Raw genomic sequence first — 14,231 nt, 5'->3', positions numbered from 1 at the left:
CCGGCTCGACGGGCGAGCCGGGGCAGTGTGCTGTGCGAGGAGAGAGGGGCAGCGGGGATTAGCCCATCTCCTCCAGCGCCTTGCCCTTGGTCTCCTTGACGTACTTGAGCACGAAGGGGATCGAGAGCACGGCGAAGACCGAGTAGATGACGTAGGTGCCCGACAGGTTCCAGTCCGCGAGGGTCGGGAAGCTGGCGGTGATGGCCCAGTTGGCGATCCACTGGGCGGCCGCGGCGACGCCGAGGGCGGCGGCGCGGATCTTGTTGGGGAACATCTCGCCGAGGAAGACCCACACCACCACGCCCCAGGACAGGGCGAAGAAGAGCACGAAGACGTGGGCGGCGATCAGGGCCACGATGCCCTGGGTGTTGGGGAGCTTGCCGTCGACGAGGTTGGCGGAGAAGGCCCAGGCCTCGACGGCCAGCGCGACCGCCATGCCGATGGAGCCGACCAACGCGAGCGGCTTGCGGCCCACCCGGTCGACAAGCACCATCGCGATCACGGTGCCGATGATGTTGATGATCGACGTGGTGAACGAGTAGAAGAACGAGCTCGACGGGTCGATGCCGACGGACTGCCACAGCGTCGAGGAGTAGTAGAACGCGACGTTGATGCCGACGAGCTGCTGGAAGACGGAGAGGCCGATACCGACCCAGACGATGGGCAGGAAGCCGAACTTGGAGCCGAGCAGGTCCTTGAAGGTCGACTTGTGCTCCGAGCGCATGGCGTGCTCGATCTCGGCGACGCGGGCGTCGAGGTCGACGTCCTTGCCCTCGACATCGGCGAGCACCTTCTTGGCGTCGCTGTCGCGGCCGACCGAGATGAGGAAGCGCGGCGACTCGGGGATGGCGAAGGAGAGCAGCCCGTACAGGACGGCGGGGACGACCATCACGCCGAGCATGACCTGCCAGGCCTCAAGCCCGATGAGCTTGCCGCGCTGGTTGCCGCCGGCGGCATTGAGGATGCCCCAGTTGACGAGCTGGGAGATGGCGATGCCGATGACGATGGCGGCCTGCTGGAAGGAGCCGAGCCGGCCGCGGTAGGCGGGCGGGGCGACCTCGGCGATGTAGGCCGGGCCGATGACCGAGGCCATGCCGATGGCGAAGCCGCCGATGATCCGCCAGAAGGCGAGGTCCCAGAGCGCGAACGGCAGCGCCGAGCCGATGGCGCTGATGGTGAACAGCGTCGCCGCGATCTGCATGCAGCGGATGCGGCCGATGCGGTCGGCGATCCGGCCCGCGGTGGCGGCGCCGATCGCACAGCCGATCAGGGCGATGGCGATGACCTGGGCGAGTGTCCCCGAGCCGATGGAGTACCGCTCGCGGATCGCCTCTACGGCGCCGTTGATCACGGAACTGTCGTAGCCGAAGAGGAAGCCGCCCATCGCGGCCGCCGCCGTGATGAAGATGACATGGCCGAGGTGGTCCGGCGCGGTCTGGCCGCCTCCGGACGCCTGTGCCTGCGCGGTACTGGTCACGTGTACTCCTGGAGCCGCCCGGCAGCGTCGCCGGGCGTGGGGGACTCCTCCAAGTGGCGCACAACTTCCCGTCACCCACCACTTGAAGGTAAAAGCAACGTTGCAGAGACTATGCCTTCAAGTTTCGAAGTCAATACCTGTTCCGTTGTGAATTTGAGGGCATGACTCGCCGCATGATGTTCAAGTCTTGAAGAAGCGGAGGTCAGCGCACGGATCTACCGGCCGTGCGTCAGCGCAGCCGCTGGCTGATGACCTTGGAGACACCGTCGCCCTGCATCGAGACCCCGTACAGGGCGTCGGCGACCTCCATGGTCCGCTTCTGGTGCGTGATCACGATCAGCTGCGAGGACTCCTGGAGCTCCTGCATGATCCGGATCAGCCGCTGGAGGTTGGTGTCGTCGAGGGCCGCCTCGACCTCGTCCATCACGTAGAACGGGCTGGGCCTGGCCTTGAAGATGGCGACGAGCAGCGCCACGGCGGTCAGCGAGCGCTCCCCGCCGGAGAGCAGCGAGAGCCGCTTGACCTTCTTGCCCGGCGGACGTGCCTCGACGTCCACCCCGGTGGCGAGCATGTTGCCGGGGTCGGTCAGGATCAGCCGGCCTTCGCCGCCCGGGAAGAGCCGGGAGAAGACGCCCTCGAACTCCCTGGCCGTGTCCCGGTAGGCCTCGGTGAAGACCTGCTCCACCCGCTCGTCCACCTCCTTCACGACGTGAAGGAGGTCGGTCCGGGTCTTCTTGAGGTCCTCCAGCTGCTCGGAGAGGAACTTGTGGCGCTCCTCAAGCGCCGCGAACTCCTCCAGGGCGAGCGGGTTGACCTTCCCGAGCTGCTGATACGCCCGTTCGGCTGCCCTGAGCCGCTTCTCCTGCTCGGCCCGCACGTAGGGAACCGGCTGATTGCGCGGATGGCCCGGGTCGTCCGGCAGTTCCTCTCCGTCGGCGGGCGGCGAGGGGGCCACCAGCTGGTCGGGGCCGTACTCGGCGACGAGCCCGGCAGGCTCGACCCCCAGCTCCTCCAGCGCCCTGGTCTCCAGCTGCTCGATCCGCAGCCGCTTCTCGGCACCGAGCACCTCGCCGCGGTGAACCGAATCCGTCAGCTTGTCGAGCTCCGCCTTGAGGTCCCGTCCGGCGGCCCGGGCGGCGGTCAGTTCCTGCTCGCGCTCCGCCTTGGCGGCCTCGGCGGCGGCCCGCTCCCGTTCGGCCCGTACCAGCGACACCTCGACGTGGGCGAGCAGCGTGCGGGCTCCGGACGCGACGGCCTCGGCGACGGCCGCCTCGTGGCGCAGCCGGGCGCGCCGGTGCTCGGCCCGGGCGCGCGCCTCGCGTTCCGCGCGGGCGCCGCGGTCGAGCGCCTCGGCCCGCCCGGCGAGCGCCTTGACGCGTTCCTCGTGGGTACGGGCCTGGAGGCGGGCCTCCATCTCGGTCTGGCGGGCGTTGGCTCCGTCGGCCGCGAGCCGGTCCCGTACGGAGGTGTCGGGTTCCTCCTCGACCGGCATCTCCTCCGCCACGAGCAGCCGTTCGGCCAGCTCCTCGGCCTCCTCGGTGGCCTTCTCCAGGGCCTCCTGGGCGCGGGCGGCCGCGGCCTCGGTCCGCTCGGCCTCCCCGGCCGCACCGCGCGCCTGCCCCGCGAGCCGCCCGAGCTGCTGCGCGACGGAGGACTTCGCCTTCTCGGCGGCCCGCCGCCGCTCCCCCAACTCCTCTACTTCCGCGGCCAGTTGGGTGCGCCGCTCCCCCGCCGCCCGCTGGACCTCGGCCAGTTCCGCGCACCGCACGGCGAGTTCGGCGAGCTCGGCGGCGGCCTCGTCGACGGAGGCCTGCACCTCCAGGAGGCTGGGCGCCCCGGCCGATCCACCCTGCGCGAAGTGCGCGCCGAGGAGATCGCCCTCGGCGGTGACGGCGGTCAGGTGGGGCTGCGCGTAGACGAGGTCCTCGGCATCCTCCAGCGTCCCGACGACAACGACCCCGCGCAGCAGCCGCCGTACGGCACACATCAGCTCATCGGGCCCGCGCACGAGGTCGGCGGCGCGGGGCGGGTGGGCGGCGTGAGGCGAGCCCTGGTGGCCCATGGCATCGGCGGGCGACGGTCCTTCACCGCGCGCCACGTCCCTGTGCCGCGGCGGTCCTTCGCCGCGTACCGGGTGGGCCGCGTACCTGGAGCCCTCCCGGCCCACCCCGTCGGCGGCGGCCGCAGGTCCTTCACCGCGCGCCACGTCCCCGTGCGGCGACGGTCCTTCGCCTCGTACCGGACGGTCGTCGGCGGTGTCCGGGGCGCCGCTCACCAGCAGTGCGGCGCGGCCCGCGTCCTGTTTGCGCAGCATCCGGATGGCCTCGGCGGCCGTCGAGGGGCCGCTCACCGCGATCGCGTCGGCCGCGGCGCCAAGCGCGGCGGCGACCGGCACCTCGTACCCGGGGGCCACGGTGAGCAGTTCGGCGGCCGGGCCGAGCAGTCCGGTCAGCGCGTCGCGGGCGCCGAGCAGCGCGCCCGTGCCGTCCTTGCGGCGCAGCCCGAGCGCGAGCGCGTCGTGGCGGGCGGAGACGGCGGCACGTTTCCGCTCGGCGGCGGTCGCCTCCTCGCGCGCGGCGGCCGCCGCGGTCTCGGCCGCGGCGAACTCGCGCTTGGCGGCATCATGCGCCTCGGCCAGCTCGTGGTCGCCTGCGTCGAGGCCGTCCACCTCCGCCTTGAGCTGCTCGTACTCCTCCTGGGCGAGGGCCGCCCGCTCCCTCGCCCCGTCGCGCGCCGCGGCGAGCCGGTCGATCTCGGCCTGCGCCGAACCCGCCCTGCTCCGCGCCGCGTTGACCTGGCCGTGCAGCCGGGCCAGGCCTTCGCGCCGGTCGGCGATGGCCCGGGCCACATCCTTCAAACGGCGTTCCTCGGCGGCGAGTTCCCGCTCCAGGTCGGCGCGGTGTCGGGCGGTGTCCTCCAGGGCGTGCTCGGCCGCTTCGAGCGCGGCCTCCAGCTCGGCCTCCTGTTCGCGGATACGGGCGGCCTCGCGCTCCATGTCCTCCGGATCACGGCCGCGCCGTTCCTCGGGCGGCTGCGCGGTCGCGCTCTTGACCCGCGCGTCGGCGAGCGAGATCGTGCCGCGCACCCGCTCGGCCAGCTGGGACAGCTCGTACCAGCTCTGCTGGGCCCGCTGGAGCCGGGGCGACAACTGCCGTACCTGGTCCTCCAGCTCGGCCTCGCGGGTCAGGGCGGCCTTCAGAGAGGCCTCAGCGCTCTGCTTGCGGCGCAGCAGTTCGGCCTCGTCGGCGATCTCGGTGCGCAGCGCCTCCCGCATCCGTACGAGGTCGTCGGCGAGCAGCCGGAGCCGGGCGTCGCGCAGATCGGCCTGGATGACGGCGGCCCGGCGCGCGACGGCGGCCTGCCGGCCGAGCGGCTTGAGCTGGCGCCGCAGTTCGTCGGTGAGGTCCTGGACGCGGGCGAGGTTCGCCTTCATCGCGTCCAGCTTCCGCAGCGCCTTCTCCTTGCGCTTGCGGTGCTTGAGGACGCCGGCGGCCTCCTCGATGAAGGCCCGGCGGCCCATCGGATCGGCGTGCAGTACGGAGTCGAGCTGGCCCTGGCCGACGATGACGTGCATCTCGCGGCCGATGCCGGAGTCGGAGAGCAGTTCCTGGATGTCGAGCAGCCGGCAGGTGTCGCCGTTGATCTGGTATTCGCTGCCGCCGTTGCGGAACATGATCCGCGTGATGGTGACTTCGGCGTACTCAATGGGCAGCGCGCCGTCGGAATTGTCAATGGTGAGGGACACTTCGGCGCGGCCGAGCGGCGGACGGCCGGTGGTCCCGGCGAAGATGACGTCCTCCATCTTGCCGCCGCGCAGCGACTTGGCGCCCTGCTCGCCCATGACCCAGCTCAGCGCGTCCACGACATTGGACTTGCCGGAGCCGTTGGGGCCCACCACACAGGTGATGCCCGGCTCGAATTTCAGCGTGGTCGCGGACGCGAATGATTTGAATCCGCGCAGGGTGAGGGCCTTGAGGTGCACGCCGCCGGACTCTACCTCTCGCTCTGCTCCGACCGCCGGAGGTCACCCCTTGGGCCTGCCACGTGGGTTTTCGCGCCGGGCGCACGGGAGCGCTGCCCCGGGAAGGCAGTGCGTCGACGGTTTCACCCAGGAAGGTGCAGGGCACATCAGACGGTGAGGGGCGGCGTCCGGCCATCGGCGCGCCGGGGCGGTGAAGAGGCGGAATGAAAGAAGGGACGCCGGGGCGTCCCTTGCAATACCTTGCAGGTGTTGCGGATCTCTCGATCTCGACGAGACGACGGAAGCCTCTCACCCCGCAATCAGGTGAGTGCGGGCTCCGCCTGCGGGACGTCGATGTCGATGCCTTCGAGCAGCGAATCTCCGCGGTGCGAAGCGGCGGCAGCGGACAGCACGTCGTTCTCGGACTGAATCCGGTTGAGCTCGGACTCAAGGTCCTGGACGCGCTGCTGGAGCCGTCGCATCTCGGCGAGGAGTCGCGGGTCGGAACCGCCGACGTAACCGAGAAGCGCCTTTGCCATGATGGATGGTCCTCCACAATGAGTGACCGACCGAAGCGGTTGGGTCGTGAGGGAATCGCACCCGCGGTGCTTGGACTTGACTGCGGTTCTCATGCCAAACAGCTAAGGTGCGCGGGGCTTCCAGAGTCTCACCAAAAAGTTTGACGGTCAACACGATCACGCCCCGTATCCACGGGCAATCCGGGGGCGCGCGGCCGCTGGAACGAGCGGCGCTGCCACTTCTCGGAGCCCTGGGGGCGTGGAGATCATCCTTACTGCCGCAGCCTTCCACGCCGAGCCCGACTTGGCAACAGGCAGATCGTTCGAGGTCAGCGCGGGGTTGCGAGCCGGACGCGGGGTGTCACCGCGGTCGGCTGCCGCTCGTATACGACAGGGAGTCAGCGGATCGCGAAGCTGTCGTAGCCGCCCCGCACGGTGTCCCAGATTTCGGTCACTCCGTCGACCCGCCCCGGTGTGTCGTCGGAGCGGAGCCACTCCAGCAAACGGTGGCAATTCTCACGCGACCCCTCGGCGACGACCTGTACCCGTCCGTCGTCCAGATTGAGGGCGAACCCGGTGAGGCCGCCGATTTCCAGAGCGTTTGCCCTGGTGAACCAGCGGAAGCCGACTTGCTGCACTTGCCCGCGCACCCAGGCCGTGACTCGAACATCTCCGTGCGCATCTTCGTTCATAGGTGCACGCTAACCGGCCAATTGCTCACGCAGCACTTCGCCCCCATGCGGCATGGCGTACAGTCGCGACGAAATGAGCCTCACCCGAATGGGTTAGTGCCCATTTGATCATCCCGGGCCGATCGCGGCCCGGGTGCATTGCGACCAGGCATTGCCCAGGCATGGAGGAAGGCACAGCAGATGGGACGCCATCGACGCTCCGCCGCCGAACCCGCGCCCGCAGATCTCGCGGAGGGTTCGGACGGCCGGTCCCGGGGTGGATCACGCGGGAAGAAGCGGGTCTCGGTGCCCGTGCGCACCGGGCTGCTCGGCGTGTCCGCCGCGGTGGCGGTGGGCGCCGTGGCCGTCGCCTCGGGGCTGCTGCCGGGCGGCGGCACGTACAACGTGAGCGGCGACACGATGGCCGGTGGCCAGCTCAACCCGAGCGGTACGCCAAATGTGCAGGCACAGGGCGGCGAGTCGGAGAAGCCGACCAGTGCGCCGCCCACGCCCAGTGAGACGGCCAAGGCCGCGCACCTGCCGTCGACCGCCCCCTCCCCCAGCGCTTCGGCCACGCCGTCGGCGCCGGCCTCCGCGCCGCCCGCACCGCGCAAGCCCTCGGTTCCGGCGCCCTCGAAGCCGGTCACCCCGCCAGTCGTCACGCCGGTCGTCCCCTCGGTCGTCCCCTCGGCCGTGGTCCCTCAGCAGCGCGTCCAGGCGCCGTCGGCGGAGATCTCGGCCGCCGCCACCGTGATGTCGCTGGTCAACCAGCAGCGGGCGCAGGCCGGCTGCACGCCGTTGAAGGCGGATGCCTCGCTCGCCTCGCTCGCCACCGCGTTCAGCGACGACATGGCGGCCCGCGGCTTCTTCGACCACACCGACCCGGACGGCAAGTCGCCCTGGGACCGGGCGGCGAAGGCCGGCGTCCAGGGCCTCGGCGGCGAGAACATAGCCCGCGGTCAGGCCGACGCCAAGGCCGTGATGGACGCCTGGATGAACAGCCCGGGCCACCGCGCGAACATCCTCAACTGCGGGTACAAGTCCCTGGGCGTCGGAGTGCACTTCGGCCCCGGCGGCCCGTGGTGGACACAGGACTTCGGCTTTTGATCATTTGCCCGTACGCCCTCACGTCCGGGTAATCGCTCATTCGTCCCCGCGTATACGTCACTTGTTCGTACGCGCATGAAAGGGCCCCCTTCGTTTCGAACGCTCTGGGCGTTACGAACGAAGGGGGCCCTTTCGCATGCGCGGAATCAGATCACGAGATCGGGCAATCGCTCACTGTTCCCCGGCGATCAGCCGTTGACGGCGTTCCCTGGCGATCAGCCGCTGACGGCGGCCTTGCCCGCGGCGAAGATGCGGGCAGTCTCGGCGACGCGGCGGCCCAGGTGCTCGGCGGTCGCTATGTCGGCCTTGTGGACGGCCTCGGGGCCCTGGTCGGAGTTGGTCTGGGCGCCCGCGCCGGAGAAGAAGCCGAGCCGGTTGAGGTCCTGCTCGGAGCCGGTGCTGGAGTTCCAGCCGGGCTTCAGGCCGAGGCTCACCCAGTGCATGCCGTGCTGGGCGGCCAGCGTCTGGAAGAACTGCAGGGTGTGGCCCTTGTCGCCGCTCTTGGAGCCGGAGTTGGTGAAGCCTGCGGCCAGCTTGTCCTGCCACGCGTCGCTGAACCAGCGCTTGGAGGTGGCCTCGGCGAACTGGTGGAAGGCGCCGGACGCGGTGCCCATGTAAGTGGGCGAGCCGAAGACGACGGCGTCGGAGGCGTCGAGCAGCTCCCACTCGGCGTCGGTGATGGTGTCGACCTTGATGACGTGGACGGTCGCTCCGGCCTCGGCGGCACCGTTGCGGACGGCCTCCGCGACGACGGCGGTGTGGCCATATCCGGAGTGGTAGGCGATCGAGACGACGGGAGTGGTCACGGCAGGATTCTCCTCATGAGGACGTGAAGCGGCAGGGCAGGCGCGACGGCCGGTGTTCGGCCCCGCGGCGGCTGCCCGCTGCGGCGCTGTACACAGGTAAGCACTAACTTCTGGTTAGCGCAACCCTTGAGCATGCGCTGTGCACGAGTATGGTGGTGCCATGGACGAGAACTCCTGTACCGCCAAGCTCACCGCCGCCGCCGACCTGCCGTTCGACGTGTTCGCCAAGTCCTGCCCGTCCCGCAGCACACTGGAGGACGTCACGGGCCGCTGGGGCAGTCTGACCCTTGGCGCGCTGTACGAGGGGAGCTTCCGCTTCAACGAGCTGCGCCGCCGGATCGACGGCGTGAGCGAGAAGATGCTCTCCCAGACGCTGCACTCCCTGGAGCGCGACGGACTCGTACACCGCGAGGCGCAGCCGACGAATCCGCCGCGGGTCGACTACGAACTGACCCCGCTGGGCCGGGAGGTGGCCGAACGACTGCTGGCGCTCATCCACTTCGTGGAGGAGCGGATGCCCGCGGTCCTCGGGGCACAGCAGAGCTACGACGTGGCGCGCGGGACCCGCTGACACTTCGGGCAGAAGTAGCTGGACCGGTTCATCCAGGCGCGCCTGCGCATCGCGGTCCCGCAGCGCCGGCAGGGCTCGCCCTCGCGTCCGTACGCGTCGAGCGATCGCTCGAAGTACCCGGATTCGCCGTTGACGTTGACGTAGAGGCTGTCGAAGCTGGTGCCGCCGACGGCGAGTGCCGCGTTCATCACGTCCCGTGCGTGGCCCAGGAGTTCGGCGGCCTTGGGGCGGGTCAGGGTCGCGGTCGGGCGGTCGTAGTGCAGCCGGGCGCGCCAGAGCGCCTCGTCGGCGTAGATGTTGCCGACCCCGCTGATGAGCGATTGATCGAGCAGTGCTCGTTTGACCGTGGTGCGTCGCAGCCGCAGTGCCGCGAAGAAGGCCTCGTCGTCGAACTCGGGGTCCAGTGGGTCCCGGGCGATGTGCGCGATGACATCGGGCAGCCCGTCGGGGGTGTTGTCGTGCAGCGAGAGCCCCCCGAAGGTCCGCTGGTCGACAAAGCGCAGCTCTGTGCCCGCCTCGTCCTGAAACCTGATCCGGATCCGCAGATGCTTCTCGTCCGGGGCGTCCTGCGGCTGGACGAGCAGCTGCCCGCTCATCCCGAGGTGCCCGAGCACGGAGGCGTCCATGTCCGCGAGCGGCAGCCACAGATACTTTCCACGCCGCCGCGCGATGCCGATCCGGTGGCCCTTGAGGCGGGCCGCGAAGTCCTCGCTCCCGGCGAGATGGCGGCGCACGGCGCGCGGGTGCAGCACCTCGACGTCCGCGACGATGCGTCCGGCCACCCAGCGTTCGAGTCCGCGCCGGACCACTTCGACTTCTGGCAGCTCAGGCATGGGCGCAGAATACCCCTTGCCCCAGGGCGAGTTGCGGCGGACCCCGGCTCGTGCGACCGCGTCCCACCAGGGAAAAGCAGAACCCCCGCCCGGCACCGGAGGGCGCTGGGCGGGGGCTCGAAGGAAGGGGGCGTCAGGCCGAGGCACCGGCGGCGGGGGTCGGCGACCCGCCATCGGCCTCGGCGGCGACGGGGGCCTCGGCCACCGTCTTGGCCCGCTCGTCGGCGGCGGCCCGAATGGCCCGCCATGCCGATTCCGCGGCCTGCTGCTCCGCTTCCTTCTTGCTGCGGCCGGTGCCGGTGCCGTACGAGACACCACCGACGCGGGCGGCAGCAGTGAAGGTCTTCTCGTGGTCAGGACCGGTTTCGGAGACCAGGTACTCGGGAACTCCGAGCCCTTCGGCCGCCGTCAGCTCCTGGAGACTGGTCTTCCAGTCCAGGCCGGCCCCGAGGTTCGAGGACTTCTCGATCAGGGGGTCGAACAGCTTGTGGACGAGCGCGGACGCCGCCTCAAGACCCTGGTCGAGATAGACCGCGCCGATCACCGCTTCAAGGGTGTCGGCGAGGATGGACGCCTTGTCCCGGCCACCCGTGCCCTCTTCGCCCCGGCCTAGCCGGATGAAGGAGCCGAGTTCGAGCCCGCGGCCCACCTCCGCAAGCGCACGAGAATTGACCACCGCGGCCCGGAGCTTGGCCAACTGGCCTTCCGGGAGGTCGGGGTGGGTGCGGTACAGCGTGTCGGTGACGACCAGACCGAGCACCGAGTCCCCGAGGAACTCGAGCCGCTCATTGGTCGGCAGACCGCCGTTCTCGTACGCGTACGAACGGTGGGTGAGCGCACGCACCAGAAGGGCGGACTCGAGCTGATAGCCGAGCCGCCCTTCCAGAAGCGTGTGGGACGAGGCCGTGTTGTTGTCCGCCTTTTTGGCGTTGGACTCAGACATCGGGCCTCTCACCAGCCGCTCAGACCTCGAGGACCTGGCGCTTGTTGTAGGTGCCGCAGCTCGGGCACGCGATGTGCTGGAGCTTCGGCTCATGGCAGCGCTCGCACGCAACCAGGGTGGGGACCGCAGCCTTCCACTGCGACCGGCGGTGGCGCGTGTTGCTGCGCGACATCTTCCGCTTCGGAACAGCCACGGCTACTTCTCCTGCTTCTCGGCGGCATCCTGCACGTCAGACGCAGTGCCGCTCATGTTGTCCTTCTCGCCGTCCTGGATGGTCCCGGCGAGTCCCTGCAGTGCCGCCCAACGAATGTCGACGGCGTCGTGGTGGTGGTCCGGGTCGTCCGCCAGGCGCGCTCCGCATTCGGAACACAGCCCCGGGCAGTCCTCCCGGCACACCGGCTGCATCGGCAGTGCGAGCACCACCGCATCACGCAGCAAAGGCTCGAGGTCGAACATGCCGTCCTCAAGCGGAATCATGTCCTCGTCGTCCTCGGCATCGTCGTCCGCGGCTGCCTTGCGGCGGCCCCGGTCGTCGGTGTCGGGGTACGAGAACATTTCCTGGAAGTCCACTTCAACGTCCTGCTGAAGCGGCTCCAGACACCTTACGCACTCACCCTCGGCCGATGCACGGGCGGTGCCTGTGACAAGCACCCCTTCCATGACCGACTCCAGGCGGAGCTCGATTTCCACGGGCCGGCCCTCGGGCACGTGGATGACCTCGGGGATCCCGAGTTCCCTCGGGGCTTCCACGGTGCGGGAGAGCCGCTGGAGCGCACCGGGACGCCGTCCCAGCTCGTGTGTGTCGAACACGAGGGGGTCGCGGTGGTCAAGGCGCGTGCTCAGGGCTCTTCCTGCTTTCGAGGTCGTGGAGTGGCTGCCACCGGCTTCGCGGAGCGAATCGGGCAGCGTGGATCGCGGACGTACGCGCGACCGAAGAGCCAGGATACTGGACCGGCCGCGATAGACCCAATCCGGCCCGGATCCTCCCCCGGCCGCTCACACTCCGGCCGCATCCGGAACCGCAGCGCTACGAGCGGCCCTGCCCGTGGCCCTGCTCGTACGCGCGCAGCTGATCGAGGTTGATCATGCTGGTGTCGAAGAGGCTGGTCTCGTCGAGCGCGGCCTGCTGCGGGTGGTGGTGCTGCTGATGCTGGTGCTGCTGCGGCACATACTGCTGGCCCGGGTCGTAGGCGTACGGGTCCTGCTGGGTGTACCCGTACTGCGCGTACTGCTGCTCCTGCTGGGGCTGGGGCTGATAGCCGTACAGGTCCTGCTGCGGCTGCTGGTAGCCGTACGGGTCGTAGGCCTGGGGCTGCTGCTGCGCGGGGATGTGCGGCTCGGCGGCGACGGGGGCTGCGGCCGGTTCAGGCTCGGCCAGCTCTGCGAGGCCGGCCAGGTAGTCGGCGTCGCTGGTGTGCCGGCCCAGATCGCCGGCCGCGTCCTGGGCGGCCATGTGGGCGCCCAGCTCGTCCGACGCGGTCCGTCCGTGCAGCTTCTGACGGCCGCGGCCGACCGCTTCGAGGGTCTTGGCGAGCACCGCCTCGAAGGCGCCCAGCTTGGCGTCGACGTACTCGTCGGCGCGGTGGATCAACGTCTGCGGGTCCGCGCTGTACTCGGGGGCGTCCTCGTCCGAGTGGCCCTGCTCGTCCAGACCGGGGCCCCGGCCGAGCAGCTTCTCGCGGCCGCGGTCCACCGAGCCGATGGTCTTGGTGAGGACGACCTCGAAGTTGGCGAGCTTGGAGTCGACGTAGTCGTCGGCCTCGGCGCGGATCTCCTCGGCGTCCCGGCGGGCCTCGCCGAGGATCCGGTCGGCCTCGTCCTGGGACTGGCGGGCGACCGCGGTGTCGGAGATCAGCGTGCCGCGCTGGGCGTGCGCGGACTCGATGATCCGCTCGGCCTCCTGGCGGGCCTGCTCGACCATCTGCTCACGGCCGCCGATCAGCTCCTGGGCCTGGGCGAGCGAGCCGGGCAGGGCCTGGCGCACCTCTTCCAGCATCGCGAGCAGCTCGGCGCGGTTGACCACGCACGAGGCCGACATGGGCATGGACCGGGCGCTGCCGACCACCTCGACGATCTCGTCGAGCTTCTTCTGCACGTCCACCGGTGATCGCCACTCTTCTACGGATTGGAGACGGACGGGACGACTGTAAGGCCAGTCGGCGCCCGCCCGACACCGAGTGACGGACTGTCAGCTGCTCACTTCTCGGCGAGCCGGGCGACCAGGGCCCGGTGGACGGTGGCCGGCAGCAGGTGCGAGACGTCTCCGCCCCAGGTCGCGACCTCCTTGACCAGCGAGGACGACAGGAAGCTGTAGGTGGGGTTGGTCGGCACGAACAGGGTCTCGACGCCCGAGAGGCCGTTGTTCATCTGGGCCATCTGCAGTTCGTAGTCGAAGTCGCTGACGGCGCGCAGCCCCTTCACGATGGCGGGGATGTCGCGCTGCTTGCAGAAGTCGACAAGCAGGCCGTGGAAGGACTCGACCTCCACGTTGCCGAAGTCGGCCGTCACCTCGCGGATCATCTCGATCCGCTCCTCGATGGTGAACAGGCCCTGCTTCGACTGGTTGATCATCACCGCGACGTGTACGACGTCGTACAGCCGGGAGGCGCGGGCGATGATGTCGAGATGTCCGTTGGTGATGGGGTCAAAGGACCCCGGACAGACGGCGCGGCGCAACTGATGTCCCTCGCTCTCCGGTCCGGTCATGGGGTGTCTCCGGGTGCGGCTTCGCACGTGGAGGCGGCGCGACCGTACCAAAGCGTGCCTTCGCCGTAACGACGGGCCCGCACTCCTTCGAATCCTTCGGGCCAGCCGAATTCCCCGCCTCTGGTGCTGCGCTCCACGGTGACGAGGCAGCCCTCGGCGAGCCAGCCCCCGCGGCGGAGTGTGAGCAGGATCTCGCGAAGATCGTCATCGGTGACGACGTACGGCGGGTCCAGGAAGACCACGTCGTACGGATCGGCGGGCGCCGGTCCTGTCACGATCTGTTCCGCTTTGCCGGTACGCACTTCGGCGCCCGGCAGTTGGAGCGCGGCCACGTTGTCGCGGACGGTGCGGGCCGCGCGTCCGTCGGCCTCCACGAGCAGGGCGTGCGCGGCGCCCCGCGAGAGCGCCTCCAGGCCGACGGCTCCGGAGCCCGCGTACAGATCCGCCACCCGGATGCCGTCGAGCGTGCCGAGCAGCGACTCCCAGGTGGAGAAGAGGCCTTCGCGCGCCCGGTCGGAGGTGGGGCGGGTGCCGGTGCCCGGCGGTACGGCGAGGCGGCGGCCACCGGCCTGGCCGGCGATCACGCGGGTCATCTCAGTCCTTGTCCGTGTACGTACGTCAACCTTGCGCCCCCAGTC

General features: G+C 70.0%; 14 protein-coding genes. 2 read left to right on the top strand and 12 right to left on the bottom strand.

The window, feature by feature from the left end; all coding sequences use genetic code 11:
• Positions 1-58 precede the first annotated feature (58 nt).
• From ACIBK6_RS35590 to ACIBK6_RS35575, 4 genes are all read right to left on the bottom strand, one after another.
• Positions 59-1,477, bottom strand: coding sequence for a sugar porter family MFS transporter (locus ACIBK6_RS35590; protein WP_399056495.1), 1,419 nt, complete (start codon positions 1,475-1,477; stop codon positions 59-61).
• A 229-nt stretch (positions 1,478-1,706) separates the two neighbouring features.
• Complete coding sequence (locus tag ACIBK6_RS35585) at positions 1,707-5,459, bottom strand: AAA family ATPase (RefSeq protein ID WP_399056493.1); 3,753 nt, start codon at positions 5,457-5,459, stop codon at positions 1,707-1,709.
• Between the two features lie 299 nt (positions 5,460-5,758).
• Positions 5,759-5,977 (bottom strand): hypothetical protein, encoded by a 219-nt coding sequence (locus ACIBK6_RS35580; protein ID WP_053727915.1) that lies wholly within the window; start codon positions 5,975-5,977, stop codon positions 5,759-5,761.
• Positions 5,978-6,354: 377 nt separating this feature from the next.
• Entirely contained in the window at positions 6,355-6,648 is a 294-nt protein-coding gene (locus ACIBK6_RS35575; RefSeq protein ID WP_399056490.1) for an acylphosphatase, read from the bottom strand.
• A 180-nt stretch (positions 6,649-6,828) separates the two neighbouring features.
• Here ACIBK6_RS35575 and ACIBK6_RS35570 point away from each other — a divergent pair, with 180 nt between their 5' ends.
• Positions 6,829-7,734, top strand: a complete 906-nt coding sequence (locus tag ACIBK6_RS35570) for a CAP domain-containing protein (RefSeq protein ID WP_399056488.1) — start codon at positions 6,829-6,831, stop codon at positions 7,732-7,734.
• A gap of 215 nt (positions 7,735-7,949) precedes the next feature.
• Here ACIBK6_RS35570 and ACIBK6_RS35565 read toward each other — a convergent pair whose 3' ends face one another.
• Positions 7,950-8,540, bottom strand: coding sequence for a flavodoxin family protein (locus tag ACIBK6_RS35565; RefSeq protein WP_399056486.1), 591 nt, complete (start codon positions 8,538-8,540; stop codon positions 7,950-7,952).
• 160 nt (positions 8,541-8,700) lie between these two features.
• Between ACIBK6_RS35565 and ACIBK6_RS35560 the strand changes: the two genes are divergently transcribed.
• A complete protein-coding gene (locus tag ACIBK6_RS35560) occupies positions 8,701-9,111 on the top strand; it encodes a winged helix-turn-helix transcriptional regulator (protein ID WP_399056483.1) in 411 nt (136 codons plus the stop codon).
• Here the strand turns inward: ACIBK6_RS35560 and mutM are convergent.
• The 7 genes from mutM to rsmD all read right to left on the bottom strand — a co-directional run bounded on the left by mutM (position 9,084) and on the right by rsmD (position 14,186).
• A complete protein-coding gene (gene mutM, locus ACIBK6_RS35555) occupies positions 9,084-9,944 on the bottom strand; it encodes a bifunctional DNA-formamidopyrimidine glycosylase/DNA-(apurinic or apyrimidinic site) lyase (RefSeq protein ID WP_399056481.1) in 861 nt (286 codons plus the stop codon). The two genes, ACIBK6_RS35560 and mutM, sit on opposite strands and share 28 nt — an antisense overlap.
• Positions 9,945-10,077: 133 nt before the next feature.
• Positions 10,078-10,887, bottom strand: coding sequence for a ribonuclease III (rnc, locus tag ACIBK6_RS35550; protein ID WP_399056479.1), 810 nt, complete (start codon positions 10,885-10,887; stop codon positions 10,078-10,080).
• Positions 10,888-10,906: 19 nt separating this feature from the next.
• Positions 10,907-11,080: a 50S ribosomal protein L32 gene (gene rpmF, locus ACIBK6_RS35545; protein WP_007493396.1), complete on the bottom strand. Its 174-nt coding sequence runs from the start codon at positions 11,078-11,080 to the stop codon at positions 10,907-10,909.
• A gap of 2 nt (positions 11,081-11,082) precedes the next feature.
• On the bottom strand, positions 11,083-11,730 hold the full coding sequence (locus ACIBK6_RS35540; protein WP_329467541.1) for a DUF177 domain-containing protein: 648 nt from the start codon (positions 11,728-11,730) through the stop codon (positions 11,083-11,085).
• Positions 11,731-11,914: 184 nt separating this feature from the next.
• Positions 11,915-12,988, bottom strand: a complete 1,074-nt coding sequence (locus tag ACIBK6_RS35535) for a cell division initiation protein (RefSeq protein ID WP_399056477.1) — start codon at positions 12,986-12,988, stop codon at positions 11,915-11,917.
• Between the two features lie 95 nt (positions 12,989-13,083).
• Positions 13,084-13,563: a pantetheine-phosphate adenylyltransferase gene (gene coaD / locus ACIBK6_RS35530; RefSeq protein ID WP_399056588.1), complete on the bottom strand. Its 480-nt coding sequence runs from the start codon at positions 13,561-13,563 to the stop codon at positions 13,084-13,086.
• Positions 13,564-13,589: 26 nt separating this feature from the next.
• Positions 13,590-14,186: a 16S rRNA (guanine(966)-N(2))-methyltransferase RsmD gene (rsmD, locus tag ACIBK6_RS35525; RefSeq protein WP_399056475.1), complete on the bottom strand. Its 597-nt coding sequence runs from the start codon at positions 14,184-14,186 to the stop codon at positions 13,590-13,592.
• Positions 14,187-14,231 lie beyond the last annotated feature (45 nt).

The organism is Streptomyces sp. NPDC050485 (genome assembly GCF_044458185.1).
GTDB lineage: Bacteria > Actinomycetota > Actinomycetes > Streptomycetales > Streptomycetaceae > Streptomyces.
The sequence above is the reverse complement of the archived record's forward strand: the minus strand, read 5'-3'. Positions and strand labels throughout refer to the sequence as shown.